The organism is Lacipirellula limnantheis (genome assembly GCF_007746075.1).
Taxonomy (GTDB): Bacteria; Planctomycetota; Planctomycetia; order Pirellulales; family Lacipirellulaceae; genus Lacipirellula; species Lacipirellula limnantheis.
Genome location: NZ_CP036339.1, coordinates 6,703,132 through 6,729,896 on the forward strand (window position 1 = coordinate 6,703,132; position 26,765 = coordinate 6,729,896).

Genomic DNA, 26,765 nt, shown 5'->3' on the forward strand with positions numbered 1-26,765 from the left:
AGCCCCCGGCTCCGCAACATTATGCAAACGCCATCAGATCGTTTCCTCGTCGCAAGTGGTTTCTAGCGGCCTGGATGCAGAGTTTGGCGTTCACCCAGAGGGTGACGCGCGGCAGTCGCCTCACCCAGTTGGGGAGTGGTCCGAGCCCGCCGCCGAAATTGGTGAGTTGAGCGAAGCGTTGCTCGATGTACGTCCGCTGCTTGAAGAGTGCTTGGCCATCGGCGGTCGTCAGCAGTTCGATCGACTGCAAGCGGCCGATGCTGTGGCGGCGGTGGCCCAGCGCTCGTCCCGCGCGACGCTGCGGAGCGATCAACGTCACGCCCGACCGTGCGGCGATCTCGTGCAGCGGGTTGCTGTCGTAGTTGCCGTCGGCCAGGACGCAGCCTCCGCCGACTTGCGGCAAGAGTCGCCGGGCGACCGTCTGTTCGCTCACGTTGAGCGGCTGGATTTCGCACGCCACGAGCGCATCGATCGTCCAGACGGCGTGCAGCTTGTAGCCGCGGGCCGGGCCGCCGACGCCATGCCCGCGCGTGGCGTCGGGATCCTTGCTGAAGCCTCCTACCGGCAACGGCTTACCGTCGAGGAAGCTCACCTCCGGCGGGTGCGGGCCCTGCCAGCAACGCTTCCTCAACCGCTCGATCAGTTCCACGGCCGCCGCCGTGCGGAGACGACGGCTCGCCGTCGATTGGCTCGGCAGCCGCACCTGCCATGACGACGGCCAATTCTCCGGCCGACACGCCCAACTCACCGGTCGATCGTGGATCACCGCCCAGAGATAGACGCCGACGATCCAACTGACCGAATAGACGTGTCCCGAACGATCGCTGCATAACCGCCGAGTCAAACGGTATAGTACGCTCCAGAGTTCGCGTTCCATGGCTCACCTCCTAGAAACGTGTCAGGTCTCTAGGAACAGCCTGGAACGCGGGCCTTTTTACCGTTAGCGACGCGTGCTAGCTATTGCATTATGTTGTCCGCCGGGGGGCTGTCCTACGCGAGATGACGCTTACCTGTATGGCAACCGGCCCCCTGGCGGAGCCAGGGGCTGAAGACGCGGCGCAACTACTTCTTTTCCGGCAGGCTCACGTGGAAGCCGGCCTTGTGCAGGGCTTGGACGGCCGCCTTCGCGTCGAAGTCGCCCTCGATGACGAAAGTAGTTTCCTTCGCCTTGAGGTTGTCGCCGGCAACGCCCTCGACCTTGCCCAGGGCTCCCTTGATCGCTTTGGTGCATGCGCCGCAGCAATTGTGGATGCCGGTCACTTCAAGGCGGGTGACCTTCTCTTTCGGCAGCTTGGCTTTGGGCCACTTCACCGCTTTGTTGTCGAGCTTGCCGTGGAAGCCGGCGGCGGCGATCTGGTCGACGGCGGCCTGCACCGCGGCGAGGTCGGACCCCACGAGCGCGACGGTTCCCTCTTCCTGGTCAATCTCCGCGGCAACCTCAACGGGACTCTTCTCGTCTTCGACGGCCTTGGCGACGGCCTCTTCAATGGCGGCGGCGCAGCCGGGGCAGCACATGTGGACGCCGGTGAGCGTGGCCTTCTCTTCAGCGCGAGCGGCTCCGGCGAAGGCGAGCGAAGCGATGGTCAACATCGCCGCCAGCGTGCGGGACGAAAGCGACATAAATACCTCACTGGTTGGAGTTGAGGAAAGGAACAGTGGACAAGGGCCTTTAGCGTAGCCGACTGGCGGCGTCGCGTCGAATCCCCTGGCCGGGTTGGCCGAATTAGGCCCGGGTGACGATTTATTAAGTTCCTCCGGCGACGCGCCTCCGCCGCCGGGGCGACCGCGACGCGAGGCGGAGGCTACGGTCACGCCGATCCTCCCTGCGGGGCGCGGGCGATGCTCGGGGCTACGTCGTCGCCTCCGCGCGCTCCTTCGCCGGGGCCGTGAAGACGGCCATCGAACAGGGCCGCAACTTGTAGGCCCGCGCCGTGGAAACGCTTTTGGCGTCGACTTTCGCCTCGGTCGCGGTCTTCAGGTCGCCGCATTTCTCATCGATGGCGGTGTCGAACAGGCACTCCCAATCGATCTCGCCGTTTAGCTCGGGCAACGCGAACGGTATTTCATTCGCGTGATCGGCGTTGAACAGGATCACGATGTGGTCGCCAATGATCGGCTCGCCGTATTCGTCGTTGTCGACCATCCCGCCGTTGAAATGGACGCCCAGACAGCGAACATGCGGCGTATGCCACGCCTCTTCGCTCATCTCTTTTCCGTCCGGAGCGAGCCAGACGACCTCGGGCGCCTCATTGCCGCGGATCGATTTTCCGTGGAAGAAGCGGCGACGATGGAAGCTCGGTTGGGCGTGCCAGATTTCGATCACCTTCTTGGTGAACTCCACCAGGCTCTTTCGTCGATCGTCGAGCTTCCAGCTTAGCCATGTAAGCTCATTATCTTGGCAATATGTGTTGTTGTTCCCCTGTTGCGTGTGGCTGCGCTCATCGCCCGCCAAGAGGAGCGGAATACCTTGTGAAAGAATCAACGTCGCGATCATCGAGCGCTTCTTGCGCTCGCGCAATTCATTGATCGCGGGGTCGTCGGTCGGGCCTTCGACGCCGCAGTTCCAGCTGTCGTTGCCGTCGGAGCCGTCGCGATTGTTTTCACCGTTCGCTTCGTTGTGCTTATGGTCGTACGACACGAGGTCGTTCAGCGAAAAGCCGTCATGGACGGTAATGAAGTTGACGCTCGCGTGCGGGCGGCGGCCCCCCCACTCGTAGAGGTCGCTCGAACCGCTGATGCGCGTCGCGAACTCCGACGCGACGCCGCCGTCCCCCTTCCAAAAGCGGCGGACGCAGTCGCGGTATTTTCCGTTCCACTCCGACCAGAGGATCGGGAAATTGCCGACCTGATATCCCCCGTCGCCGAGGTCCCACGGTTCGGCGATGAGCTTCACTTGGCTCAATACGGGGTCTTGATGAATGATGTCGAAGAACGCGCCGAGCTTATTGACTTCATGCAACTCGCGCGCGAGCGTGCTGGCGAGGTCGAACCGGAAGCCGTCGACGTGCATCTCCTGCACCCAGTAGCGAAGACTATCCATAATCAGCTGCAGGACGCGCGGGTTCTGCATGCTGAGCGTGTTGCCGCAGCCCGTGTAATCCATGTAGTACCGCGGATCGGGGGCCAGGCGGTAGTAGCTGGCGTTGTCGATGCCGCGGAAGCAATAGGTGGGGCCCATCTGGTTCCCCTCGGACGTGTGGTTGTACACCACGTCAAGAATCACTTCGATGCCGGCGTCGTGGAGATTGGCCACCATCGATTTGAATTCCATGAGCACGTCGGCCGGGCGATCGGCGGCGGCGTACGTCGGCTCTGGAGCGAAGAAGCTAAGCGTGTTATAGCCCCAGTAGTTGATCAGACCGCGTTCCACCAGCGGACGATCATCGCCCTTGGCGTGGATCGGCAACAGCTCCACCGCCGTGACGCCCAGCTCCTTGAGGAAGCGAATCGCCGGTTCGGAACCGACGCCGGCGTAGGTGCCGCGAAGCTCTTCGGGGATTTCCTCGTTTAGTTTGGTGAATCCCTTCACGTGCATTTCGTAGATCAGCGTCTTGTGCGACGGCGTGTTCGGCGGACGATCGTCGCCCCAGGAGAAGGCCTGGTCGACGACGCACCCGAGCGCCGCATCCGCGCCGCTATCGAGCTCGCTGAACGAAAGATCCCCCTCCTTGCTGTTGAGGACGTAACCCGAGATGGCGTCGGTCGGGTTGATCGTACGGGCGAGCGCCTTCGCGTACGGATCGAGCAACAGCTTGTTGGGATTGAAGCGATGCCCTTGCTCCGGCTCGTAGGGACCGTGGACGCGATAGCCGTAGACCTGCCCCGGTCGGACGTCGGGCAAGTAGCAATGCCATACCATATCGGTATGTTCGACGAGCGTAATCCGTTCGGTTTCTTTGTCGTCGTCGGGGGAGTTGTACAGGCAGAGCTCCACCTTGGTGGCGTTCTCGCTGTATAGCGCGAAGTTCACCCCTTTGCCGTTCCACGTGGCGCCGAGGGGGTAGGGTCGTCCAGGCCAGATACGCATATGTGGTGTCGGGGTTCGAGTAATGGGCAGTGAGCAGTGTAAAAATACTAGGGCGAGCCGCTGGCCTTGTGCCAGCGGAAATCGCCACTACGCCTTCGTCGGTTGGCTCTTCGTCAGCAATGCCACCGGCAGCGTCGCGAACAGTTGTTTCGCTGCCAGCGTCAATGTATCGTTGTTCGACTCAGCTTCCAGCTTTTGTCCCGACAATTCGCTGCGCCAGCTGCGGCTGGCGTCGGTTGGCAAAACGACGGCCGTGTCACCCCAATCGGCTTGCCCGCGGCCGGTCGATGCCTTGCCGCTGCCGGCGTGCGCGAGTCGGTGAAACTGTCGCGGCGTGACGACGATCACCCAGTCGTCGCCAGCGCGACGCGCGAAGGCGAACAGATGCTCGGCATGCACGCCTTGCACCTCAAGCGAAAGGTACTCGCCGCTGGCGAACAATTGCTCAAAGCGGCGGCGTACCGCGAGCGCCCGGAGCGTGACCAGCATTTTGATCCGCGGATCGGGCCAGGCCTCCCCAAGCTCTCGAGCGATCGCCGACAAATCACGCTCGACGCTCTTGGTAAGCTCCATGAGCGCCGTTTGCCGCGTCGCATAGTCGACGGGCCGGCGGTTATCTGGATCAACCAGGCTGAAGTCCCACAGCTCGGTCCCTTGGTAAAAATCGGGCGCGCCGGGCAGCGTCGCCTTCAACAAGACTTGCGTGAGCGAGTTGACGAATCCTGCATCGGAAACATCGGCGACGAACTGCGTAAGGTCCGTTTGGAACGCGGCGGCGTCTTGACCGAGAATTTTTCGCAAGAAGTCGAAGGCCCGCGTCTCGTACTCTTCCGATGGATTCATCCATGATGTGTGAAGTTTCGCCTCGCGGAGCGCCTTCTCCAGATACTGCACCATCCGGCCGCAATAAGTTTCACGCTCCGCTTCGTCCATCGGCGCCACCGGCCAAGTGCCGACGAGCGTCTGGTAGATGAGGTATTCTTCGTTCGCGTCGGGAATTGGGTCGCCGTCCCAGTCTGCGAGGAAGCGCCGATTCATCTGTCGCCAGAGGAGAACCGATTCTCTCCATCGACGCGGCGTTTCGGACAGGACGTGCAGCCGCGCGCGGACGTCTTCGCTCCGTTTAGTATCGTGCGTCGACGACGCCGACATGCCGTTCGGCCAGGTCGCCGCCCGGCGGTGCATCAGCCGGTGAAATTCCTCGACCGCCAGTCCGCCCGCGGCGAGCTCGCCGCCAACTTCGTTGAGCGACGCCAAAGGGTAGTAGCGATAGAACGCCGTATCTTCGACCCCCTTGGCGGTGATGGGACCGCTCACTTGCTGCAGCTTCAGCGCGAAGTGGCGCCAGGCCTCGCGATCTTCCTGGCTAAGCGTTTTGGGAAACTGCAAGAGCAGCACGTTCGCGATGAAATCGAACAACGAGCGCGACATGCCGGGGTTGCGCCGCTTTGCCAGACGAACGGCGAGCCCGATGCGGCGGTGATCCTCTTCGCTTGCCTCCCAGCCGCGCGGCGGGACGTAGGTACGGTAGACTGCAAGGCAGGCCACCACTTCCTGCAGGGCGCGCAGGAGCGTCGGCAAGGTGAAGTCGCATGACGCTCGTTCACGCTGTGCGATACGGTACAGCCGCGAAGCGAGCATTTGCATCTCGCTGAGCATCGCCACGCTGCCGGCTTCTTTCTTGCTTTGATAAAGGATCTGGGCGGCCGACTCTTCCACGCCCGACAGCTCTTCGTAGGCTGCTTGAATCTCCTTCACCCCATCGGCGTCGACGAGCAAGCGGCTGACCAGACTAATCAGCTCATATCCGGTCGTACCGCTGACGGCCCAGTCGACCGGCAAATGTTCGTCGCCCGACAAGATTTTTTCCGCGACCACGTAGAGCTGACCCGCCGACTCGCGGGCATGCTCCGGGAGCGAGTGGCGATATAGCGACTGCAGATTCTGGAAATACTGGGCCGGATCGAGCAATCCATCGGGATGGTCGATCCGCAACCCGGTGACGAGACCGCGTTCCAGTAGCGATGCGACGAGCCGATGAACCGTCTCGAACACCTGGTCGTCTTCGACGCGGATCGCGGCCAGTTCATTGATATCGAAGAAGCGCCGATAATTAATCTCGTCGGATGCGACTCGCCAGTAGGCAAGTCGATAGCACTGGTCGCTGAGCAACTTCTCCAGACGATCAAAGCTGCTCGGCTCGCCGACGACCCCGTTGAACTCATCGATCGCGGCCGTGAGAGCTGCCGCGACGCGCGGCCGCTTGCCCACGAGATGCGCCAGGCGTCGGCGGGCGATTCGCTGTTCGCGATAACGCTCACGCAGCGCGATGGGCGATGCGCCGCCCGGCGCCGGCAAATGCTGCAGCTGCGCGATGACGCTTTCCAACTCAGTCAGTTCAATGCGGCTGGCGCGCCGCTCGGCTGGATCGACGGGAGCGGCTTGCTCCTCGCGCATCGCCACCGCGAGCCGTGCGACGACTCGCTGCAGGATGGCGGGCCAAGTGCGGGGCGCCAGCGGAAACCGGCGGTCGAAGTACTCGACCTGCAACCGGTGGTCGGCGTAGACGATGCGCAACTCTCCTTGTTCCAGAGCCGCGCCGAATGGTTGTCCCAGTACCGGCTGCAGAACGCGATGCTTGAGCGTCTGCGGAATGGCGTCCCAATCGACGTCGAAGAAGTTCGCCCAGCGAGCTGCCTCGCCATTCTCTAATACATCCAGCCAGTAGCGATTGCCCGAATCGTTGATTCCCATGTGGTTCGGGACGACATCGAGCACGATCCCGAGGCCCGCGGCACGGGCGGCCTCGGCCAGCCGCAAGAAGTCCCCTTCGCCCCCAAACGCCGGCTCGATTTCGCCGTGGTCAACGACGTCGTAACCGTGGGTGCTTCCCGCCCTAGCGCGGAAGAGCGGACTGAGATAAAGGTCGCTAATCCCCAGCATCTGGAAGTAGGGAATCAACTCACGAATCTGCTCGAAGCCGTGCGACTCCGACAATTGCCAGCGATACGTGGCGAGCGGAACGCGGTTAACGCTCGGTGCAGAGCTAATGGCGATCGCCTCATCAGCGGCAGGCATCTTGCTAGACTTAACTGACATCAACGTTATATCGTTTTTTCGCGCCGGCGGTGCAGCGCGTTCCTGCAGCGCGGTGAAGGGTGGGTGTCGATGCGGGCCCGAAATGCCTCGCGTTGGGCTTCGCGGCAGCAAGCTTTGCAGTAAGCACGGCAACAGTGCGATGACGGTACGGCAATTGCAAACGAAGCCGTCGCCGAAGGTCCCGCCAATCGAGCAAAGGATGTGCCAAATGCCATTAGTCGCCGAGAGAGTACGCAAACTACCAATTGGCGCCGAAGTCTCTGCGCAAGGCGTCAACTTTCGCCTCTGGGCTCCGCGCCATCAACTGATTGAATTGGCTCTGGTGGAACCAGACGGCCAGACTCCGCGTCAGTTTTTGCAGATGGAGCCCGAAGGCGAGGGCTATTACTCGTTGCAGGTTGCGGAAACGCAGCCGGGCGATCTCTACGGGTATCGCATCGACGGCATCGAACGCATCTTTCCCGATCCCGCGTCGCGCTTTCAACCGCAAGGAGTCCACGGTCCATCACAGGTCGTCGACCCCCGTGCCTACCAATGGCATGACGAGAACTGGCCGGGAGTCAAACTGCCAGGGCAGGTGATCTACGAGTTGCACCTCGGCACGTTCACGCCGGAAGGGACGTGGGCAGCGGCCATTGGCAAGCTGTCGCATCTGCAAGAGGTCGGCGTCACGTTGATCGAAGTCATGCCGATCAACGACTTTCATGGAGAGTTCGGTTGGGGATACGACGGCGTCGCCTGGTACGCGCCCACGCGACTCTACGGGGCGCCCGACGATTGCCGCCGCTTTATTGACGAAGCCCATCGCCATGGCATCGGCGTCATTCTCGACGTCGTTTACAACCATTTTGGCGCCAACGGCAACTACACCGGCATTTTCTCGTCGTCTTACTTTTCCAAGCGGCATCCCACTGAATGGGGCGACGCCATCAACTACGACGGCGAACAGTCGCAACCCGTGCGCGAATTCGTCACCTCGAATGCCGCCTACTGGATCGATGAATTCCACTTCGACGGCCTACGCATCGACGCGACGCAAGCGATCTACGACGATTCGCCGCGCCATCTGCTGGCCGATCTCTCCGACGCTGCCCGCAAAGCCGCCGGCAAACGTTCGATCCTACTTTTTGCCGAGAACGAGGAGCAGCGCGTCTGTCACGTTGAACCGACCGACGCCGGGGGCTATGGGCTGGACGGACTATGGAACGACGATTTTCACCACAGCTGCCGCGTTGCGGCGACCGGGCACGCCGAATTCTACTACGCCGACTATGCCGGCTCGCCGCAGGAAATTCTTTCCGCGGTTCGCCACGGCTATCTCTACCAAGGCCAATACACCCCTCGACAGAAAAAACGCCGCGGCTCGCCGACGCGTCACTGCCAGGCAGCGCAAATGGTTCACTTTCTACAGAACCACGATCAGGTTGCGAACTCGGGCCGTGCCCTGCGGCTGAACGCCCTCACTTCCGCGGGGCGCTATCGGGCCCTCAGCGCCGTGCTGCTACTCGCGCCGCCCACGCCGATGCTGTTCATGGGTCAAGAGTTTGGGTCCACGGCGCCGTTTAGCTATTTTGCCGACCTCGATGCCGATCATCAGCAACTAGTGCGCGAGGGCCGCTGGGGTTACATCCGCCAGTTCCCGCGCACGGCCAAGTGGGGCGAGAACGGCGAACTGGCCGATCCCTCGGCGCGGCAGACGTTCGAGCAATCGAAACTCGATTGGTCGGAGCGCCAGCGCCATCACGGCGTGCTGCAGTTTCACGCCGATTTGCTCCGCCTGCGGCGCGAAGATCCGATCTTCGCGCAGCAGGACTGGCGGATGCTGGATGGCGCCGTCGTCGGTCCGGAAGCGTTCGTGCTGCGCTGGTTTAGCCCCGACGAGAACGATCGCCTGCTGTGCGTGAACCTGGGTCGCGACATGGACTGGCGACCCGTGCCCGAGCCGCTGGCCGCCCCGCCGCGGAACCAGGATTGGCGCCTCCTGTGGTCGAGCGAACGCTACGAATACGGCGGCGCGGGGACGGCCGAGTTCAACCCGCGGGATTGGATCATTCCGGGTCACACGGCGATCGTGCTCGAAGCAGCCCCGCTCTGATTAGGGCGAATACCCCATTTCTGTCTCGCAATGGCTGACCCGCCACGGGGCTATCTGCCGCATCAACGGCCCCGGCGGCGGACCAACTTGGACGATAGCCGGCATCGGCGAGGTAGGCCGTTTCGCGATGCCGGCTACCCATCGACGCAAGAACGGGGCAGCGCTCTCGCGACGACGTTTAGGTCATGGTCGATGAGTTTTTGTTATTCTTCCTGCAACAAACCAGTCGCCTAGCGCGTCTTCATGCTAACCATGCAAGAGACGACCACACGACGGCAATCACCGGCAAGAAATCGGAAAGTTGACCTCATCATCCGCCGCGGCTATGTTCCTTAGCGGAAGCTCGCCGGCACCGGAGACTCCACTCCCTTTTTTCCGTCTATTCTATAATCAGACAATTCGCGCCGCGGGCGGCGTCGCGTTGCGTCCCTAGGGTCGATTTTCATGCCGTCGCTGCAGCCCTATGGCGCCAAGCTCGCCAGCCTTCGCCGTGCGCTGGGTTTGACCCAGCTTGAGCTCGCCATTCGTTGCGGCGTCTCCGAACGGACGATTCGCAATGCCGAGCGGGGCCGTCCGGTCAAGAAGAGTTTTCTGGAGTTCATCGCCGGCGGATTAGGCGTAACGCTGCACGAAATTGTCCTGCCGTCGGGCGAGTTCGAACGCCATCTCCGCTGGCAGCGGCACGTCGATCGACTACTATCCGCCCTGCAACGCGTCGTCACGGAGCACGACGCCTCCGACGCCATTGAGATGGCCCATCGCGACATTCGCATGCGATCGGACAGTCGCGTGCCCAACTTCTCCCCGGCGCACGTACTGGCCGGCGAGTACCGCGACCTCGCCGGCATCGAGCGCTACGTCGAGAATGCCAATCGCTTCTGGGAGCTAGCCGTGGGAGGCGACGACTACTATGTCGAAGCCCCTACCGGCGGCGGAGACGTCGTAGTCATTCGCGGGGGACAGCGTTTCCGCTGCGACGACGACCAGCTGGCGTGGACCAACACGCTGTACGTCTGCGAATTCGAACACGAACGTCTGCTACGCGTCGATCAGTTCCTAACTCCCGGGGAGGGGCCGCAGGCAGGCGTTGAGCATCCCATCCGCTCGCCCGAGCGATGAACTTCCTGACTGCGTCGCACGACAACCGTCAGCCGGAGAGGCGGGGACTTTCGGTTCGAGTAAGCCATGGCTCAGTCGCTGCAAGGTCGAGCAGCAGCGTGCCGGCGGGCGGTGAGCCCGCCGGTTGAACCATGTCCGCAATCGAAAGCCAACGCCCCCCGGTTGAGGATTGTCGCGCGCTCCTGTCGGCGAACAGACTTCTACTCTATTGGGTCGCCGAGTCCCCCCGCAGGCAGGAAACCGGCACGTTTCACGAACCAGAAACTTGCGACAAAACTCCCGCGATCAGCACAAACTGCCATCTAAGGCGTCGGCGACCAGCCCGTAAGTGGCGTTCCCCCTGCACCCCGGCTACAGTGAAACAAGGCCCAGCGGCCGACATTTGACGAACCATGACGAGGCGGGTTCGGATTTAGCGACAGGGGCAGTGATGAGATGGTTGAATTGGCGAGGGCGGGCCATGGCCGTCGCCCTACTCGCCTGGGCGGCTGGAAACGCCGCCGGCGCCAGCGACTACGACGAATCGATCCTTGGCGATCTCTCCGGCATCCCTGCAGCGCCGACCCCTTGGTCGCTTGAGGCCGGCGCGAACGCCCTGATCGGTTCCGCTGGCACGAACGCGGCCGCTGGAACCGCTGACTTCGATCTCGTTTCGTTCGAGGTCCCCGCGGGCCATCGGCTCGACTCGATCACGCTCATTTCGTACGCCAACCCCGACATCTTTGCGATGTCTTTCACCGGCTTGCAGGCCGGAACGCCATGGCTCGACAGCGTCGGCTTCGACATCGCCGGCTACTGGCTGATGGGCTGGACCCATATCCAAACGCCGATGGCAGGCGTCGATTTGCTGCCGCTGATTCAGCAGCACGCCAATGACCCCGCGTTCGCCATCCCGCTGCCGGCGGGCGTCTACACGATGTTGTTCGAAGACGTCGATACGATCATCAACTATGCGGTGCGGTACAACGTCTCGGCCGTGCCCGAACCCGGGAGCATGGGATTGCTGGCGACGTTGACGACCGTGGTCGCGACGTTTGGTCGGCGCCAGCGCAGGGAACGTTCACATTCGCTGTTGCCGCGCTACGCGCGAAGTGCCGACCCGGCATGTTGCACCCACCGCAGCATCGCCGCCGCCGAGTCCTCCCGAAACCGCCGTTGAAGTCGTCGCACTAGCGGCCGTCCAAGGCGCGCCAACGGATGGCGCGGCCGGGAGAACGCCAGAATGCGATAGGCGACGGCGTCGGTCGCGCGACTCCATTCGACGAGGAACAACTCCTCGCCCCTCTCGACGTGTCCGGGAAGCGTGCCATAGGCGAACCCGAACTTCATCGCTTCGGCGTCACCTTGCCCCGATGTTTCATCAACGACGTACACGATCCTCGCGGCGCAGGCCCACCACATGCCCATCGAGCGCGCCGCGACGGCGACAACTTCCCCGGGGCGGAACGGCGTCGACCGCGGCCAAGCCTCGCACCAACCGAGATCGAACTGCGACCAAGCTTCGATGCCTCGCCTTGCGGCGGCGAAAACCTCGCGACCGTTTCCCAGGGCGATGCTCGTTCGATCGACGGCGTAGCCCGCTGGGAATTCACCCCCCGGCGCTGTTGCACCGACCCCCGGATAGGTGAAATCGAGCCCGCGCTGGACGTCAAGAAATTTGAGCAGAGACTTCTCGCTCGGTTTGCGAAGTTGCGGATTAATCACCGAGCTTGCTCGAAATGGAATGACAATGCCGGTTCAGCGAGCTTCGACGTTCACTCCGCACGCAGGCGCACCTTGCCTGGCCCGACCCATTCGTCCCTCGACTCGTCGAAGCCATCATAGCGCACCTTGTGGAGTCCGTACCAGCCGCGCTCGATCCGCGCCGGGTACCACTTGCCATCCTTCTCCCACTCGACCTCGACGCGATCCCCTTCGCCAAATTGCGCCGGGTAATAGGCCCGCACCCGGTCGGGGCCGACCCATTCGTCGGTGTCGGAGTCGAACCCGTTGTAGTGGACCAGCAACTGATCCCCGTCGGCCGCGATCGACTTGGCGCGATACCATTTGCCGTGCCATTCGACCTCGATCCGTTCGCCAACTCGCGAGGCGGCCGGCGATTCGACGTCCGCGAGAGACGCGTCGCGCGGGAAATCCTCGCCCGCGTAGAACATCGACTTCTGGCCTTCCAGGAACGCGAGCTCCAATTCAGCAAACCGTGCCATCTCGCTGAGCGCCACGGCGCCGTCGCCGTTCAGATCGACCACCCCCTCGCCGCGCCAGCCCGCAAGCAGCGAATCGGTGAACGTCCAGTTGCCCGTCGACGTGTTGTGAGCATAGGACGAGGTGACCACGCCGTAGGTGACGTCCGAATCGGGCGCCAATTCCTTCGCAACGTCGAACAGCGCGCCCGAATGGCAACAATCCGCCAGCAGCAGCGCCCGATCGCCGCTGAAATGGTTCTCCACGGCGTCGAAGATTTCCCTGACGCCCCAACCGCTTTCGTTCTCGTCGCCCGCGTCGTAGCAGGCGAACCAAGTCTCGCCGCTGTCATCGTCGCGATAGCCATGGCCGGCGAAATAGATGACGACCGTCTCGCCTTCGTCGGTTTCGTCGAGCAGCGCCGTCAATTCCTTGTCGATCCGCTCCTTCGTTGCTTCGGCGTCCTGCAAATAAACGAGTCGATCGTCGGGAACGCCCGCCGCGCGAAAGAAGTCGGCCAGCTGCTGATCTCGCCGATCGACCATGGCGGCCGGAAACGAGCTCCACAAGTCGCCCCGTTCCCATTCTAGGATGCCGACGATAAAGACCGTGGTCTTTTCGGGATCCCAATCAAGGTCGTCGCCGGCGCGCACTGGAGCCGCGATCCAAACTGCGCATAACAACGCAGCCGCCAAGAACCCGATTCCCAGACGCATGGCTTGCCCCACAGAACGTTGCCATCAGTCGCCGCGCAGCTTTCCCCGTGTTCGGCCGGCGAGTATCACAAGAGCAAGTCTAGCTCTTGATTTTGGGCCTTGAACCTCGCTCATTCTGGGGCGATTTCGACGCTGCGCGGGCATCCGACCACCACGCCAAAAGCGACCAGGCGGCGTCACTTCGCCAGGCCAGCGAGCGCCTCGCGCAGCTGAATCGCGGCCCCTTCGCCCATCCCCAACGGCCGCTCGCTGCCGACGAAAAAGACGTCGGCCTTCGCCTTCGCGCCCACCCCGGCGGGCACGAAATGGACGTACGCAATGTTACGCACGCTGAGCACCAGCTCTGAACCGTCGTCGAGCACAATCCGCACCGTCTGCTGCATGATCCCTTAAACTCCGTCGAGAAAGACCGGCCGAACAATCATTCGCTCGGCACAGTATAACGCCTTAGCCAGCACGGCGGGGAAACTTCGAGGCGTGCTTCATCCCCGCTGGAACCGCCTAACGTTCGTCTTGATCATCGGAGAATTGCGGTCCAGCAACCCAAAATCGAGCGTTTCGGCGACTTGCGACGGCCTCGCCGATGCCTACGGCTCGTGCGACCCATCCCATCGAGGTTGCGGCGTGGAACGTGCCTTGAGGCGCTGTCGCGGGGACGAACGGACCAGTGGCGCCGGTTGTTATGCCTTGATCCAATTGCATCACTCCGCGACGTTTGAATCGCCACGCAGCGGCGACCGCCATCGTCAAAATGCAACCTAAATTTGAAAAGGCCAGGAGCTCACGTCACCGATTTCCGTCCCGCCAACCGCGGCCATGCCCAAGTCGCCCTACGCCCTTGATCGCCGCCAGACCGCGACCTCTGGCATCGAGCTCTGCAGCGGCTGCGGCGCGAGCATCGCACTCGTCGCGCCCAGCGACACTGCGCCCGCCATGCCCTGGAAGTGTCGCGCTTGCGGCGCGATTTATCTCGCCTCGCCGCAGCGCCGCAGCGGCGCGACGTTTCAAGGAGGCGTTCGACCGGCGTTCTACCGCGACGTGATCGAGGACGCCGCCCTCCGTCCAGCGCCCCAGCCACGCGAGCTCTCCGCCGAAGACCTTCGACAGCTCCAGCGCTGCCTCCCCGACGACCGCCCGCGAACCGGCAACGCCCGCGGCAGCCAACGCTATCAAGTCGCTACCCCAATCTCGCTCCTGCCGCTGGCGGCGGATTTTCGCGTCGACGGCCCGATCGTCGCGGCTAGCACGCTCGACGTCAGCTGCGGCGGTCTGGCGCTGCTCAGCCGCCAGCCAACGGCCGCCGCCTATCTGGCCATCGAGTTTCTCGACGTCGGCGCCCGGATGCCGGCACTCATTCTGTGCCCGTCGCGCTGCACCACGCTCGGCGACGCCTTTGCGATCGCCGGCGACTTTGTCAGCCGCATCTCCTTCTAGCGGCGCGTCGACGCCCTCGTTTATGTTCGGCGGCGCATTTTCGTCGGCAAAGATGCTGATCTGTTGCCTCTCTACCCCTACGCCGCCAAAATGGATGTTGGCGGTGCGATCCTTCCTGAACGTTGATCGGCCGACCTCTCTTTCCGGAACAGAACCTAACCCGCTCTCCTAGCGTGACGCGACCCAACGCCAGCGCCAACGACGACGCGCGCCCATCGCTTGCATCCCACATCGACTACGAGGCGTTCCCTCCGTGGCTGGCGTCGCTAATCACCCACATGGGCCTGATCATCCTGCTGGGCCTGGCGATTCAAGCCGCGCCCGCGCGGCCCGCATTTGACCTGGCGGTCAGTCTTGACGGCGACCCGGGGCTCGCCGATCTCGACGCCGGCGGCGGCGGCGACCCGCTGAACGACTCGATCGACCTCCCGGTCGTCGGCGATTTGGCTCCTGCCGCGATGGCGGCAAATGACGCCGAAGTCGCGCTCGCCGTTGCCCCCGTGGCCGAGTTGGTTGACGTTCAGGTCGACAGCCTGCTGGCGGCAGCGCCGTCCGCCGACCAGTTCGCCGTCGAGACCGCGTCACTGCTGGCCGCCAGCGACGGCACAGTCCCCGGCAAGGGCGACGGCGGTTCTGGCGCTGGTTCAGGCGGCGGCCACGGCGACGGCATCGGCACGGGCGTCGGCAATGGCCGCGGTCCAGGCCGCGCCATGACGAGCATGTTCGGCCTTGCCGGCGAAGGGGGCGACTTCGTCTACGCCTTCGATCGCTCGCACAGCATGAATTCGGTCTACTCGCTCGAAGTCGACGGCGTCGAGGCCGTGAGCGTCACGCCGCTGGAAGCCGCCAAGAACGAGCTCAACCGCAGCCTCGGCGACCTGAACAAGTCTTGCCGCTTTCAGGTCGTCTTCTACAACGACATCGCCGTCACCTTCGGCAACTCCTTGTCGCTCGCGGCGGCGACGCTCAACAACATCGAACGGGTGAGGTCGTTCATCTACCAGATGCCGGCAGCCTCGAACACCAATCACCTCGTCGCACTCGATCAGGCGATCCGTTGCCGCCCGCAGGTTATCTTCCTGCTCACTGACGGCGAGGAAAAGGACGACCCTTCGCCGGCAGAGATCCGCCGGCTCGTCCAGGATTGCAAAGAGGCCAAGATCAAGGTCAACATCGTCCACTTCTGCGCTGAAGTGCGAACCATGTGCTCGCTGCGGCAACTCGCTCAGGAGACGGGGGGCGAGCATAAGTTCATCACGATGCGCGAGCTGGCCGAGGCGAAGCTCCACGCCAGCCGCGGCACGCCAAATCTGCGCGCCGTTGAGTCGCTCGCCCCGTTGGAATGAGCACGTCTAATTTCGAAACGTTGGAGCGCGGCTCGCCAGCAATCGCTTTTCCGATGGACGAAAAAACCGGCCTGCCATCGCTGGCAGGCCGGTCGCGGAGTGAATCGAAAGAACCAGAGCGATCCAATCACTTCCCGGAAGGCGCTGCTTGGTTCACCTTCTTGCTGATCGCCGTTAACTTCTTGTCGGCTTTCTCTTCTTGATCCAGATTTGCAGCCAGGGCCTTCTTGGCATTCTTGTAACCCAGCAGGTCGGCCCACGTGCACAGCGTCCCGTAGGTGGCGATTTCGTAGTGCTCGACTTTCTGAGCGCAGCCAATAAGCACCGCGTCCATCACCTCGGGCTCCGCCTCTTCGTCCATCATCGACTTGGTCTCTTCGATCAGGCCCGCCATTGCCTCGCACTTCTTGGCCTTTGGCGCCTTGCCGGTGTCCTCAAAGGCTTGTTCGCAGCGCGCGACGTGCTCCTCGGTCTCGGCCAGGTGCGCTTCGAACGCGGCGACCAGTGTCTCGTTTGACGCCTTCTTAGCCAACTTTGGCAGCGCTTTGACCAGCTGCTTCTCAGCGTGGTAAACGTCGCACAATTCGTCGTAGAACGCATCTTCTAAGGTATCAAGTGACATCTCGCGGCTCCTATAGAAAGTAAACGGTGGTTGAAACAGACCAGTGCGTCGAGAGGCTACGCGAATGTCGTGCCGCTACGGCGCAACGTGCTGCGCGATCTTGGTTCGGTCTGACGCATCACCGCACAGGCCAGAGCACCGTGTGTTCGCGCCGAGGCTTCAACTGGCTCTGGGTAAACTCTTTCCTATGGCATCAGCTTTGCATGTCCTAACGGGCTCACCCACTCAATTCAGCTTAGGAGGCCGACTGATGTCCGCTGAGCTTAAAGGAAAAAGGATCGCCATCCTCCTGACCGATGGCTTTGAACAAATCGAGATGACCGAGCCGCGCCACGCGCTCGATCAAGCTGGCGCGGAAACGCATCTCGTGTCGGGGAAGACCGACGTGCGCGGGTTTCATCATGATCAGGCGGGCGACGAATTTCCCGTCGACGTGCCGCTCGACAAGGCGCAGGCCGATGACTACGACGGTCTGCTACTGCCGGGGGGCGTCATGAACCCGGACGCTTTACGAATCGACGAGAAGGCGATCGCCCTGATCCAGGCGTTCGTCGACGCGGGCAAGCCGATCGCCGCGATCTGCCACGGGCCCTGGCCCCTCATTGAAACCGGCGTTACGAAGGGTCGCCGCATGACGAGTTGGCCTTCGCTGAAGACCGACCTTCAGAACGCTGGCGCCGAGTGGGTCGACGAAGCCGTCGTGGTCGATCGTGGCTTGGTGACGAGCCGAAACCCGGACGACATCCCCGCGTTCAATCGCAAGATGATCGAGGAATTCGGCGAAGGGAGCCATGGTCCGGGGCTCAGCAAAAAAGCCCGGTCGCCACAGGACCAGCACGAGACGATGCCCCCCTAGCACGGCGTCAGCGCGACGGGACGCGCACTCGCTGAACGAGTCGGCCTAACGCGGCAAGCGTTGCCAAGGCCAGCGTCGCCGTCGCAGGCTCAGGAACCGCACGCGCGGCCATGGCCTCGCTGAGATTCGCGCTCGCGTCGCGCTGCCAGAGTAGAAAATCGTGTCCATCGCTGTCGCCGTCGTCATCCGCATCGGCAGCGGCTCCCGTTCCGAACGCTGAGCGCCATGAGCTCAAATCAGCGGCGTCGACGGCGCCGTCGACGTTGAAATCAGCCGCCGAACCGGTCGCCGCGGCGACCTCGAACGCGCCGATATCGACGGCGCCGTTCGGCCGGGACGTGCCATTGATATCGACTGGGGGAGCGCTCGCGCCGGTTCCCCGGTTGATAGCCGGTGAACCGCTGCGCAGGCGATAGTCGCCGCCGCTCCAGTTCTCGAATAGCTCCGCCGGCGTGGCACTGAGCGAATGGGCGTCCTGCCCAGTCGCCGTCTGCCATTGGGCAAGGGTCAGAATCGAGTCGCCGCCGTTGGTGGTAAAACGTGAGATGACCGCGTTGTAGTCGCTGACCATGCCCGTCAGACTATCGGGCGAAACATCGATCGCGCCGCGAAAGGAATTCTGCGTCACGAGGACGTTGTTCAGGACGGTGTTGTTGGTCGACTCGTTCTGAATATTCAGCGCCCAGCGCCCATTCGAGGCTTGATGAATCGTGTTGTTGACGACGACGTTGCCGCTCGAACCCGCGGCCCCATCCTGCGCGAACAATGAAATGCCGCTGGCATGATTGTCGTAGAGCAAATTGTTTTCGATGCGCGAATTCTGCACCCCGTCCATGTTGATGCCGCTCCCCCCGCCGAAGCCGCCGCCATTAATGTTGGCGGCATTGCCGTAGACGCGGTTGCCGCTTACGAGGGCGCCGGTGATGAGCCCGTCGCCGCCTTGGCTCGCGTCTCCGTTCATGTGGATGCCGGCGCCATGATTGCCCCAGGTCACGTTGTGGCGAATGACCGGCCGATCGCCGCTGTTGGAAACGTAGATGCCATGCTCCCGCACCGAGCCGCTGGTCTCGTTATTCTCAATCAACAGATCGTTGACGTGCCCGGTAAAGATTCCCCAGCGGCCATTGTCGTAGGCGTGAACGTTGCGGATCGTCACGAACTCCGCCATGTCGTCGTCCAACCCAACGCTCCGAATACCCGCCCGCGGCATCCCGGTAACGCTGAAGCCGTCGATAATAATGTGTGACGCGAGTTCGAGATTGATGCCGTCCTGGTTCCCAGCGCCGTTGGTCGGCGTATTGATCAGTACGCCGGGCTCCGCGAAGAATTCAATAGGGTCGGCCGTCGTGCCGCTAGTATCGAGATAAAACCCCTGGTAGGCGCCCGCCTTGACGATGACGCGGTCGCCCGGCCCCACGACGTCGGCCGCATGCTGCAGCGTTGCCCAGGGCGCCGCGCTCGTTCCGGCCGCCCCATTGTTGCCGCCCGGAGCAACCACGTACTCCGCCCCGCCGGCGCGCCGAATCTGTGCCGCCGCCGCGAGCGCCGCCAGAACGCCGTACCAACAGACCTCCAGCCATCGACCCCGTCGCATGACGCGTCTCCTTCCGTCCCTTAGCAGCCGCGGGTGTCCATCGCGACCGTGGCCCCTGAGCCTCGATTATACGCCGCGCTGCGAAGGAGGCGACGATTTCGCTGTGCTGGCGCCGCACGCGGGACTGCGCAGCAAGCGGCGCCCGCATTCTAGAACGCAGCAGAGCTAAGTTGAATATTCGCCAAAGAGGAGTTGCAAATTCGTTAGCCGCGAGAAAGGGTAAATGAATAGAAGAGGGACGGTGAGTTGCTTGACTCCCTGACATCATTCCCTCGGATCGGCCTTAACGAAAATCTCTCGCGGAGGCTGGTCGTAGTATTTGAATAGGGCGGGACAAATCCAACCCTCCATTGGCGGATCGTCGAGGCGATAGTAGTTGCCGACACTGTCGCCGCGGACCCAAGTAAGCTTCTCTTCGAAATTGGGAAACGGCTGCGTCGAGAAGGTAAGGCGAAAGCCCTTATCGGCGCCAGGAATGTCAGCCACGAGGTGATCGATCATCTCAGGCACCCCGCCGACGAATGGTTCGCGCACCAACCCGAATCGATCGTCGTCAAAGACCCAAGTACCTTCGTAGCGATAAGGGGCGATCACTAGAATCGAATTCTGCGGCGGATGCGAACGGCGGCCTGGCAGCACTCCCAAATACCAACCGGCCCCGACGGCGACCAATCCAAGAATAGCGATCGCCGGAGCCACTCGTCGCAGACTAAACTTGGCGGCCATTTATTGCGACACTCCTAAAATGGAATGATTGCACAGGAAAACGATGGTTGCAAATCATGAGGAGGAAATCTCGCCCGTGCCGCGCCAATCGTCGAAGCCAACGTCGTCGCCCACGTCAACGTACGCGCCGCAGTGCGGGCAGGTCTCCGTGCTGCCAAGCTGCGCCGCCGGAAAGCTGGCGCTCTTACCGCACTCTTCGCAGACCACGCTGATATCGGGCGCTGCCGCAGCTGTCTCGCGCTGCTCGGCCATTCGGGATTCGAACTCGTCCACCACCGAGCGCGCCCGCGACGCATCGGCGCGATCAACCCACACCTGCGGCTTGTGGATTTCGGGAAGCAGACCGAACATCCATGCGCCGACCGGCGTTGCATCGTCCACCGCGTGGGCCTCGATGCCCGACGCTTGCAGGGCCTCGCGGAGCAACATCGCCTCGACGTTGTTCGCGGCGTTGTAGATGGCCACAGGATCGCGCATCTCTGTTTCCCTTTCCGAATCGAGGCCATCCCAGCGCTAACCGCTGCTCAGGAGCGCCGCCAGACGACGCCCCGCCGTTCGTACTCCATTTGTCGCTCCACCGCCAACGCGATCGCGGGGCCAGCGAAACGCTCCACGAGCCAGAGCGCTAGCTCGAGTCCCGAGGTCACCCCACCCGCGGTAACGACGTCGCCGTCGTCGACGACCCGCGCGTGAACGACCTCAACGCCAGCCTGCTCGAGGTCGCCGATCGCGCCGTGATGCGTGATCGCGGCGCGACCCCGCAAGATTCCCGCGGCCGCCAGCAGCATTGCTCCGGTGCAGACGGCCGCGATCGTGACCCCGCTTCGATGCAGCTCCGCGAGCAGCGCTGGAATCTCGCCCCGCTCAACTTCGGCTCGCGCGCCGGCAGCCGCTCCGTCAACCCAGCCGCCGCCAGGCACAACGATCACATCGGGACGCGGCCCGCTGCCGAGCTTTGCATCACCGTGCAAACGCAAGCCGTGCGCCGCGACGATCTCGCCTGTGGTCGGCGCGGCGACGAGTCGAACCGCGAACTTCGCTCCCCGCGACGCGGCGTTCTGCAGCACCTCAAAAGGAGCGATCGCATCGAGCTCGTCGAAACCAGGATAAAGGAGAACGTCGATCCGCATGTTGGCGTGCCCAGGTCCGTCGCGAGCAGAGATTCTTGACTTGCCGGTGTCCTATCATATCCGCAGCGGTTTCAACAATACCGCCGCGCATGAAAAAGGGCCGCAACCCCGCAGCGAACCCGTCGCTGATGAGTTACGGCCCAAGATTTCCACGCGAGAGCGAGCATCACGGTTTCCGCCCGCCCTGCACGGCGAGCCGTCCTCGCTCAGTCCGCAAAGATGCCGGTGCCATACCAGATGCCGTTGCGGCCGCGCCGGATGTCGTACCCGAACGCCCGGTGCCGACCTGCCACGCCGCGCCAGTGCCCCGATGAACCGCGCCAGCTCTGCACGCAATCGATGCAGGAATCAATCATGTTCTGCCCTGGCCAGCTTTCGGCAACCACTTCCGAGACGGGGCCGCCGGTGGCGCCGCTTAGTTGATTAAAGCGCGAACCAAAGTTCTGGTGGCCTTGCTGACCGATGCTCGCCTGATAACTGGAGTGGTTCGCCGCGCCGCTCGCTAGCGTTGGGTGATGCGCGCCGTAGGTGCTCTGCGGCGCCTCCGGATGCGTGCGCACGGCCCAAATCATCGTCCGCTGCGTCAGCGTTCCCGGCGGCAAATCAAGCACGACGTTCAGGTGATTGTTCTGCCAATGGTAATACTTGCCGCTCGAATAGGGGAGCACGTTCACGGCGTGTCCGTAGTGATTCGTCCCCTCGTTCTTCAAATCGAGCAGCACGAAGCCGGCGCCCCCCTGCAATTGCGAGAACGCGGCAAATGAGACCAGCCGCTGCGCCTTGCCGTCGACCATAATCTCCGCATCGATCGGCAGCCGCAGCCGCACGACGTTCTGCAGCTTCTTCTGCACGTTGGCGTTGGTCGCCATGTACTTGTCGACGCTGGCCTGAACGTTGTTGGTCGACGAGCTCGTCAGATTTATTAACAACATCCGCTTGGCGAGTTTGGCGGCTTGATACGCCTTGTTGTAGTCGGTGCGCCATTCCAAACCGCCGACGTCGACGGTCGATTTTTTCTTCTCTTCGACGGGCTTCTTCTCCTGGCTTTCGACTTCGTCCGCCGGTTTGGCCTCGTCGGCTGGCTGGCTCTCAGCGGTCGCCGCTGCGGCGGACTGACTTTCCGTCGACTCCGCGCAGACGACGTCGACCAGCGAGGACGACGCCAGCGCCGCGAGAATGGCCGAGGCGCACAGCGGCTTCATCAATGAGGAAGCGAACAACATACTCTTCTCCTAACGCAACTCCGCCAGCCGGGGTTCCATTTCCGACTGATGGCTCCACAAGACGCCGAAAGACGATTCCTTCGCGCGGCACGAAGGTTCGAGTCTAGGGGGAACGCCGCCGCGCCACAACACGCCGAAGCGGCGATTTGCGGCTTTTCGCTGCGCTCAGGCGAGACGCTCGCGGCCCATCGCGCATTTACAGCGGGGAGCCGTTCATGGACGCGGTCGCCGGCCCTCAGGCAGGGGGTTGGCGCAGGCGGCCGATTGCGGTAGCACACGCGCCGCCAAATAAGATCAGCACAGCCGTTGTCGGCTCGGGAATCGCCGTCACGGCGCCGACGCTCACGACTCCGCTGCCGAACTGACGCTGCCAGGCAAGAAAGTCGGCGCCGTCGCTGTCGCCGTCCCCATCGGCGTCGCCCGTGGCCGTCATGCCGACGGCGCTCTTCCACGCGGACAGATCGAGCGCATTCACCTTGCCGTCGTTATTGAAGTCGGCCGCAAACCCGCCGCCCCCCAGCGTCAGTTTCAGATCATATGCACCCCGGGCCAGGTGATCGCCCGCAAACGTCGTATCATTTGTGCCGGTGACGGCGAACGTCAACTGACCATTGGCCGGCACGACGCCGCTGATCAGCGCGTTGAGCGCCCCGCTGCCGCCATTGTCATCGCTCTCCAGCAGCAACCCGCTAGAGCTAAACCACCCCAGCAGCGAGTCGACCCCCGACGATGACGGATCGAGCGTCTCCGCGGTAAATGCCGCTCCCGCCGACAGTCCTGTGAAGGTGTAAAAGTCGACGTCGGCGAAGCCCTCAAATTCTACCAAGTTGTCGATGTACACGTCGTAGCTGCCGCCAATCCAATTGGCGTCCGAGAACGTGAACTCATCCACGACGCCTGCCTGCATCGTTTGCGTCACGGTAAACTCGTCGATCGGATCGCCGAACAAATCATACGGCTGAACGAACACCTCGTACGTCCCCGCCTCGCCATGGCTGCCGTCAAACCCCGTGTCGATCGTCCCGGTGACGGCAAAGCGAATGGTCCCGCTGTTCGTCGGCACATCGGCCAGACCCGAAGCGAAGCCATTGCCTACTGGGCTGCCATCGTCGTCGACGAACTCGATGTCGCCGAACATGTCTCGACTGCCGAGCAAGGTGTCAGGCGGTTGCCGTAAGTCGTCCGAGACGGTCAAGACGCCGGGCTCAAGGATCGTCGCCGACGCAAAATTCTCATTCGGCTCCGTCGCTTGAACCGGGCCCAGTCCGCACAACCCGACAGCGGCCAGGCACGCCATCGCCATCCATTCGGAACGCATTCTCGATCCCTTATCCCTTCCTCGCAGCCGTCGAACGCCGCTCCCGAACCGATGACCGGGATGTTGCCCAGTATACCCGAAGTCTCCGGCGACGCTTCGATGGAAACGGGTTCCCGCAATCTTAATTCAGGGGGAAATGCGCTTGGTTAGACCCGGCGACGACGCATGCGCGGCGACGCCATCACGAGCAGGGCTGCCAAGCCTAGCGACGTCGTGGCTGGTTCCGGCACGGCCGCTACTGCTGCGACGGCCCCGCCGCCGCCCCCCGCCTGTCGTTGCCAGGACAGGAAGTCAGCCCCTGTCACGGCGCCATCGCCGTCGGCGTCGCCCTGATTTCGGTTCGCATTGGCGGCAATCGCAAAGTTGCTGCGCCATACGCTTAAATCGCCCGAATCGACAAAGCCATCGCTGTTAAAGTCCGACGGCAGCGTCAGGCCGATCGAAATCACCGAGAGTCGCACCGAGTTCGTCAGGTAGCTGATGTTCCAACCCAGGCCGCCGGTGAGCGAGGGCAGAATCAGCGAACTGAACGTCGAGCTCAGCGGCTTCGTTCCCGTCAATATGGTGAAGGCGTCGCCGAAGTCCGGGGTAAAGTCATTCACAAGCGAAACCTCCAACTCGCCACCAAGTACGCCCGCTCCAATGATGTGGAGTTGGTCGTAATCAATCAGCGGCGTGTCGCCGCCGATCTCGATCTCCAAGGTTCCGGCCAGCGCCAAATTCCCCTCAATCGCCATGCCGCCCGACGACGCGCCGGGAGCGATGTGCCCGGGGAAGTTAAACGTTCCTTGCACCAGTCCATTGCCCGTGAGGCGTGCCGTGGGAGCAAACGTGTGAGCGCCCGTCACAACCAGCGTCGCTCCCGCCGCGACGTCGAAAGCGTTGGCGAGCTGGTTAGGTCCCATCAGCGTCAGCTTCCCCGCGGCCACCTCCGTCTCGCCGCTCAGCACGACGTCGCCGCCGATCGTGGCGGCGCCGGCCCCGGTTTTCACCAGCCCGGCGCCAGTCTTCACGCCGCCCGGCAAATTCAGCTGGCCGCCGTCGAGCGCTGCTAGTTGCAGCGGCGCCACGGCCGACGACGCATCCAACCCAGCGTTGATCGACAATGCCGCCGCCGAATCTACCTGAATCCGCGTCGACGCGGCATCAATGCTCACCGGCCCGGTCAGCGTCACTTGCTGATTCGCGGCGACCTGCAGTGCCCCTGCCCCGCCGCCGTCGCCGGCGAGCGCCACCGGTTCGCCGGTCGTCACATTGCCGGCAAACCTCACGCTGCCCCCGCTCTCGACGGTCGTCGCGCCAAAATTTGAGCCGAAGGCCGCGGCGTTCACAATCGTCGCGCTCGCTCCGCTGCGCACCGTCAGGGGTCCGTCAAATCCCAGATTGTCGGACAAGACCGAGTCCTCGCTTTCGAGAATCACGGCGCCGGCTCCAGTAACGTGATTAATCTCCTCCGCATCGAGTACGCGCATGGTCCCGGCGTTCGCGATGCCGGGATGAACGTCGGCCAGCGTGTTCGAGGTCGTCGCGGCCGAGCCGACTTGCAGTTCGGCTCCTTCGCGAATCGTGATCGGGCTGTCCATTGTCGCGGCATCGACCGAATCGAGAATCAGCTTCGCGCCGGTCTTCACCTCGATCGGGCTCTCCATTTCATTCGCGTTGCCGGTGATTTTGAGCGTCCCGGAGTTGACCGTCGTCGGACCATCGTACGAATTGTTCGTGTTGGCCAGTTCCACCACGCCGCCGCCGTCAACCGTCAGGCCGCCTGTCTGGATGCCGCCGGGGCCAGCGAACTTGTAGGCTCCGGCAGTCGTCACCTTCGTGCTGAAGGGCGACACGTTCTGCGCAAGCGACACCTCTTTGCTAGTCGCCGTGTCGTCGAACTCCACCGCCACGTCGGTGAAGAACTTGGCGGCGGCGCCGTTGTTCGTAAAGTTCGACGTCACGCCCACATCCCACGCACTGCTAACGTTACCTTTCCAAAGAAGCGTCCCGGCCGCCACCGGCGAGGCGGTCACCGTAAGCCCGTAGAGTTGAATGTCGTTCAGCGTGCCGCGTACCCGGGCGTAATACGTACCGGGATCAATCTGGTAACTCAGCGTTTCGCCCAGGCCGACGCCATTGGCGTTGGTCGAATTCAGCACGCTGACGCCGTTGACGCCGATCAGCGCGAGCGACAAATTGTTCAGCGTCAACGTGTTCAGCGGTCCCTCTTCTCCTCCTTGAGGCCCAACCTTGTAGGTCTTTCCCACCGGGTCGACGTTTAGCGTAATATCCGAGCGCTGGGTGATCGTAAAGCTGAAAAAGTCCGTGTCCGAATCGTCGTCGATGCTCAAGAAATCGACTTCGTCGCCAGCGACGACGGTGCTTCCCCCCAGGCCGCCGATCTTGCGCGGGACGTTCGTCAGCGTTCCCAGCTGAGTCGCCGTGGCCGCCGAATTATTCCCTCCCCCCTTCTCGTAAATGTCGCCGTAGTTTCGCTGCAGCGACAAAATGTCGTCGAGCTGCGGGCCATCGAAGGTCTTGTTAAGGAAGGGCTCGATGAGGAACGCGCCGTCGGAGGATTCCACGTGCCGAATTCCGAGCCCGTGCATCGTCTCGTGCATCACTATGTTGCGGAACACCCGATAGTTGTTGTCGGGGTCGCTGAAAAACACTCCCTGGTTGGGGTTGATCACCATATCCCCGCCGTAGCGCGGGTAGTAGTTGAAGGCCAGCACGCTCGACTGCGGATCGAACACGCTCGACCCCACGCGGATATCGCCGCGGACGCCGAGCGCCCCCTGGACGCTGTTGCCCCGGTCATGACGTACGCCGTCGTCATGCGGTTCGTACGTGAACGTCAGACCCGAAAGCGCACCCAATCGCTGGTACGACTGCTCGAAGTAGGTGAACCAGGGACGCTGCGTGTAGTCGTCGCCGCCAGGGCCCGCGCCAATGAGATCATCCAGAAATCCAACTAACCCGCTCGGCGCATAGCCATCGAACTCGTCCGGAACCTGCGTTCCATCGGGAACGATGCTCCAGGTGAGCGAAATCGCCGTTCCTTGCGCGCCGGTCGGACCGTCCGTCGCGGTCCACGTCCAGCGAGCATCCGTGGCGTAAGCGTTCGCAGTCTCAGCGAACTCAACCATCAAGAGGCCAGCACACGCGCCGGCAGACAAAAGCGACAAGAAGCGTCGGATAGGCATGGAATCCCTCCAATAAAAGTCGCGTGTATTGTGCGCTAGCGGCGCTCCAGATGCAAAGAATCGGATAAATTCCTTCGCACTCGCAATT

At 62.8% G+C, this 26,765-nt stretch carries 21 protein-coding genes; 6 read left to right on the forward strand and 15 right to left on the reverse strand.

Annotated features, from left to right (window positions below; all coding sequences use genetic code 11):
* Nucleotides 1–19: 19 nt before the first annotated feature.
* From I41_RS26390 to treY, 4 genes are all read right to left on the reverse strand, one after another.
* Nucleotides 20–877: a transposase gene (locus I41_RS26390; RefSeq protein ID WP_145429803.1), complete on the reverse strand. Its 858-nt coding sequence runs from the start codon at nucleotides 875–877 to the stop codon at nucleotides 20–22.
* A gap of 185 nt (nucleotides 878–1,062) precedes the next feature.
* Nucleotides 1,063–1,620, reverse strand: a complete 558-nt coding sequence (locus I41_RS26395; RefSeq protein ID WP_145436098.1) for a heavy-metal-associated domain-containing protein — start codon at nucleotides 1,618–1,620, stop codon at nucleotides 1,063–1,065.
* Nucleotides 1,621–1,849: 229 nt separating this feature from the next.
* Nucleotides 1,850–4,027 (reverse strand): glycogen debranching protein GlgX, encoded by a 2,178-nt coding sequence (gene glgX / locus I41_RS26400; protein WP_145436100.1) that lies wholly within the window; start codon nucleotides 4,025–4,027, stop codon nucleotides 1,850–1,852.
* 87 nt (nucleotides 4,028–4,114) lie between these two features.
* Entirely contained in the window at nucleotides 4,115–7,126 is a 3,012-nt protein-coding gene (gene treY, locus I41_RS26405; protein WP_145436102.1) for a malto-oligosyltrehalose synthase, read from the reverse strand.
* 208 nt (nucleotides 7,127–7,334) lie between these two features.
* Here treY and treZ point away from each other — a divergent pair, with 208 nt between their 5' ends.
* The 3 genes from treZ (at nucleotide 7,335) to I41_RS26420 (ending at nucleotide 11,499) form a co-directional block, all read left to right on the forward strand.
* Nucleotides 7,335–9,221 (forward strand): malto-oligosyltrehalose trehalohydrolase, encoded by a 1,887-nt coding sequence (gene treZ, locus I41_RS26410; RefSeq protein ID WP_210421074.1) that lies wholly within the window; start codon nucleotides 7,335–7,337, stop codon nucleotides 9,219–9,221.
* Nucleotides 9,222–9,665: 444 nt separating this feature from the next.
* Nucleotides 9,666–10,340 (forward strand): helix-turn-helix domain-containing protein, encoded by a 675-nt coding sequence (locus I41_RS26415; protein ID WP_145436104.1) that lies wholly within the window; start codon nucleotides 9,666–9,668, stop codon nucleotides 10,338–10,340.
* A 460-nt stretch (nucleotides 10,341–10,800) separates the two neighbouring features.
* The gene (locus I41_RS26420) at nucleotides 10,801–11,499 is read left to right on the forward strand and encodes a PEP-CTERM sorting domain-containing protein (protein ID WP_168207172.1); all 699 of its coding nucleotides are present in this window, start codon (nucleotides 10,801–10,803) and stop codon (nucleotides 11,497–11,499) included.
* Here the strand turns inward: I41_RS26420 and I41_RS26425 are convergent.
* From I41_RS26425 to I41_RS26435, 3 genes are all read right to left on the reverse strand, one after another.
* Nucleotides 11,421–12,044, reverse strand: coding sequence for a DUF1990 family protein (locus I41_RS26425; RefSeq protein WP_210421075.1), 624 nt, complete (start codon nucleotides 12,042–12,044; stop codon nucleotides 11,421–11,423). The genes I41_RS26420 and I41_RS26425 overlap by 79 nt on opposite strands.
* A 50-nt stretch (nucleotides 12,045–12,094) precedes the next feature.
* A complete protein-coding gene (locus I41_RS26430) occupies nucleotides 12,095–13,237 on the reverse strand; it encodes an agenet domain-containing protein (RefSeq protein ID WP_145436108.1) in 1,143 nt (380 codons plus the stop codon).
* Between the two features lie 176 nt (nucleotides 13,238–13,413).
* On the reverse strand, nucleotides 13,414–13,620 hold the full coding sequence (locus I41_RS26435) for a hypothetical protein (RefSeq protein ID WP_145436110.1): 207 nt from the start codon (nucleotides 13,618–13,620) through the stop codon (nucleotides 13,414–13,416).
* Between the two features lie 433 nt (nucleotides 13,621–14,053).
* On the opposite strand from I41_RS26435, the gene I41_RS26440 reads away from it, so the two are divergent.
* The gene (locus I41_RS26440; RefSeq protein WP_145436112.1) at nucleotides 14,054–14,671 is read left to right on the forward strand and encodes a hypothetical protein; all 618 of its coding nucleotides are present in this window, start codon (nucleotides 14,054–14,056) and stop codon (nucleotides 14,669–14,671) included.
* A gap of 173 nt (nucleotides 14,672–14,844) precedes the next feature.
* Nucleotides 14,845–16,017, forward strand: coding sequence for a VWA domain-containing protein (locus I41_RS26445; RefSeq protein ID WP_145436114.1), 1,173 nt, complete (start codon nucleotides 14,845–14,847; stop codon nucleotides 16,015–16,017).
* A 127-nt stretch (nucleotides 16,018–16,144) separates the two neighbouring features.
* Here the strand turns inward: I41_RS26445 and I41_RS26450 are convergent, their stop codons facing one another.
* Nucleotides 16,145–16,639, reverse strand: a complete 495-nt coding sequence (locus I41_RS26450) for a YciE/YciF ferroxidase family protein (RefSeq protein WP_145436116.1) — start codon at nucleotides 16,637–16,639, stop codon at nucleotides 16,145–16,147.
* A gap of 250 nt (nucleotides 16,640–16,889) precedes the next feature.
* Between I41_RS26450 and I41_RS26455 the strand changes: the two genes are divergently transcribed.
* Nucleotides 16,890–17,495: a type 1 glutamine amidotransferase domain-containing protein gene (locus I41_RS26455; protein WP_145436118.1), complete on the forward strand. Its 606-nt coding sequence runs from the start codon at nucleotides 16,890–16,892 to the stop codon at nucleotides 17,493–17,495.
* A 7-nt stretch (nucleotides 17,496–17,502) separates the two neighbouring features.
* On the opposite strand, the gene I41_RS26460 is transcribed toward I41_RS26455, so the two are convergent.
* The 7 genes from I41_RS26460 to I41_RS26490 all read right to left on the reverse strand — a co-directional run bounded on the left by I41_RS26460 (nucleotide 17,503) and on the right by I41_RS26490 (nucleotide 26,677).
* Entirely contained in the window at nucleotides 17,503–19,089 is a 1,587-nt protein-coding gene (locus I41_RS26460; RefSeq protein ID WP_145436120.1) for a right-handed parallel beta-helix repeat-containing protein, read from the reverse strand.
* Between the two features lie 264 nt (nucleotides 19,090–19,353).
* Complete coding sequence (locus I41_RS26465; protein WP_210421076.1) at nucleotides 19,354–19,815, reverse strand: DUF6717 family protein; 462 nt, start codon at nucleotides 19,813–19,815, stop codon at nucleotides 19,354–19,356.
* A gap of 54 nt (nucleotides 19,816–19,869) precedes the next feature.
* A complete protein-coding gene (locus I41_RS26470; protein WP_145436122.1) occupies nucleotides 19,870–20,292 on the reverse strand; it encodes a putative signal transducing protein in 423 nt (140 codons plus the stop codon).
* Between the two features lie 47 nt (nucleotides 20,293–20,339).
* On the reverse strand, nucleotides 20,340–20,945 hold the full coding sequence (locus tag I41_RS26475) for a DJ-1/PfpI family protein (protein ID WP_145436124.1): 606 nt from the start codon (nucleotides 20,943–20,945) through the stop codon (nucleotides 20,340–20,342).
* Nucleotides 20,946–21,151: 206 nt separating this feature from the next.
* Nucleotides 21,152–22,168, reverse strand: a complete 1,017-nt coding sequence (locus I41_RS26480; RefSeq protein ID WP_145436126.1) for a spore germination YkwD domain-containing protein — start codon at nucleotides 22,166–22,168, stop codon at nucleotides 21,152–21,154.
* A 235-nt stretch (nucleotides 22,169–22,403) separates the two neighbouring features.
* On the reverse strand, nucleotides 22,404–23,486 hold the full coding sequence (locus I41_RS26485; protein ID WP_145436128.1) for a hypothetical protein: 1,083 nt from the start codon (nucleotides 23,484–23,486) through the stop codon (nucleotides 22,404–22,406).
* 146 nt (nucleotides 23,487–23,632) lie between these two features.
* On the reverse strand, nucleotides 23,633–26,677 hold the full coding sequence (locus tag I41_RS26490; protein WP_145436130.1) for a dockerin type I domain-containing protein: 3,045 nt from the start codon (nucleotides 26,675–26,677) through the stop codon (nucleotides 23,633–23,635).
* Nucleotides 26,678–26,765 lie beyond the last annotated feature (88 nt).

Bases quoted from the DNA above. Each gene is read 5' to 3' on its own strand.
- I41_RS26415 (WP_145436104.1), top strand. From the start codon at position 9,666: ATGCCGTCGCTGCAGCCCTATGGCGCCAAGCTCGCCAGCCTTCGCCGT.
- I41_RS26450 (WP_145436116.1), bottom strand. From the start codon at position 16,639: ATGTCACTTGATACCTTAGAAGATGCGTTCTACGACGAATTGTGCGAC.
- I41_RS26395 (WP_145436098.1), bottom strand. From the start codon at position 1,620: ATGTCGCTTTCGTCCCGCACGCTGGCGGCGATGTTGACCATCGCTTCG.
- I41_RS26440 (WP_145436112.1), top strand. From the start codon at position 14,054: ATGCCCAAGTCGCCCTACGCCCTTGATCGCCGCCAGACCGCGACCTCT.
- I41_RS26460 (WP_145436120.1), bottom strand. From the start codon at position 19,089: ATGCGACGGGGTCGATGGCTGGAGGTCTGTTGGTACGGCGTTCTGGCG.
- I41_RS26475 (WP_145436124.1), bottom strand. From the start codon at position 20,945: ATGCGGATCGACGTTCTCCTTTATCCTGGTTTCGACGAGCTCGATGCG.
- treZ (WP_210421074.1), top strand. From the start codon at position 7,335: ATGCCATTAGTCGCCGAGAGAGTACGCAAACTACCAATTGGCGCCGAA.
- I41_RS26480 (WP_145436126.1), bottom strand. From the start codon at position 22,168: ATGTTGTTCGCTTCCTCATTGATGAAGCCGCTGTGCGCCTCGGCCATT.
- treY (WP_145436102.1), bottom strand. From the start codon at position 7,126: ATGTCAGTTAAGTCTAGCAAGATGCCTGCCGCTGATGAGGCGATCGCC.
- I41_RS26470 (WP_145436122.1), bottom strand. From the start codon at position 20,292: ATGCGCGATCCTGTGGCCATCTACAACGCCGCGAACAACGTCGAGGCG.
- I41_RS26390 (WP_145429803.1), bottom strand. From the start codon at position 877: ATGGAACGCGAACTCTGGAGCGTACTATACCGTTTGACTCGGCGGTTA.
- glgX (WP_145436100.1), bottom strand. From the start codon at position 4,027: ATGCGTATCTGGCCTGGACGACCCTACCCCCTCGGCGCCACGTGGAAC.
- I41_RS26485 (WP_145436128.1), bottom strand. From the start codon at position 23,486: ATGCGTTCCGAATGGATGGCGATGGCGTGCCTGGCCGCTGTCGGGTTG.
- I41_RS26465 (WP_210421076.1), bottom strand. From the start codon at position 19,815: ATGGCCGCCAAGTTTAGTCTGCGACGAGTGGCTCCGGCGATCGCTATT.
- I41_RS26435 (WP_145436110.1), bottom strand. From the start codon at position 13,620: ATGCAGCAGACGGTGCGGATTGTGCTCGACGACGGTTCAGAGCTGGTG.
- I41_RS26420 (WP_168207172.1), top strand. From the start codon at position 10,801: ATGGCCGTCGCCCTACTCGCCTGGGCGGCTGGAAACGCCGCCGGCGCC.
- I41_RS26455 (WP_145436118.1), top strand. From the start codon at position 16,890: ATGTCCGCTGAGCTTAAAGGAAAAAGGATCGCCATCCTCCTGACCGAT.
- I41_RS26490 (WP_145436130.1), bottom strand. From the start codon at position 26,677: ATGCCTATCCGACGCTTCTTGTCGCTTTTGTCTGCCGGCGCGTGTGCT.
- I41_RS26430 (WP_145436108.1), bottom strand. From the start codon at position 13,237: ATGCGTCTGGGAATCGGGTTCTTGGCGGCTGCGTTGTTATGCGCAGTT.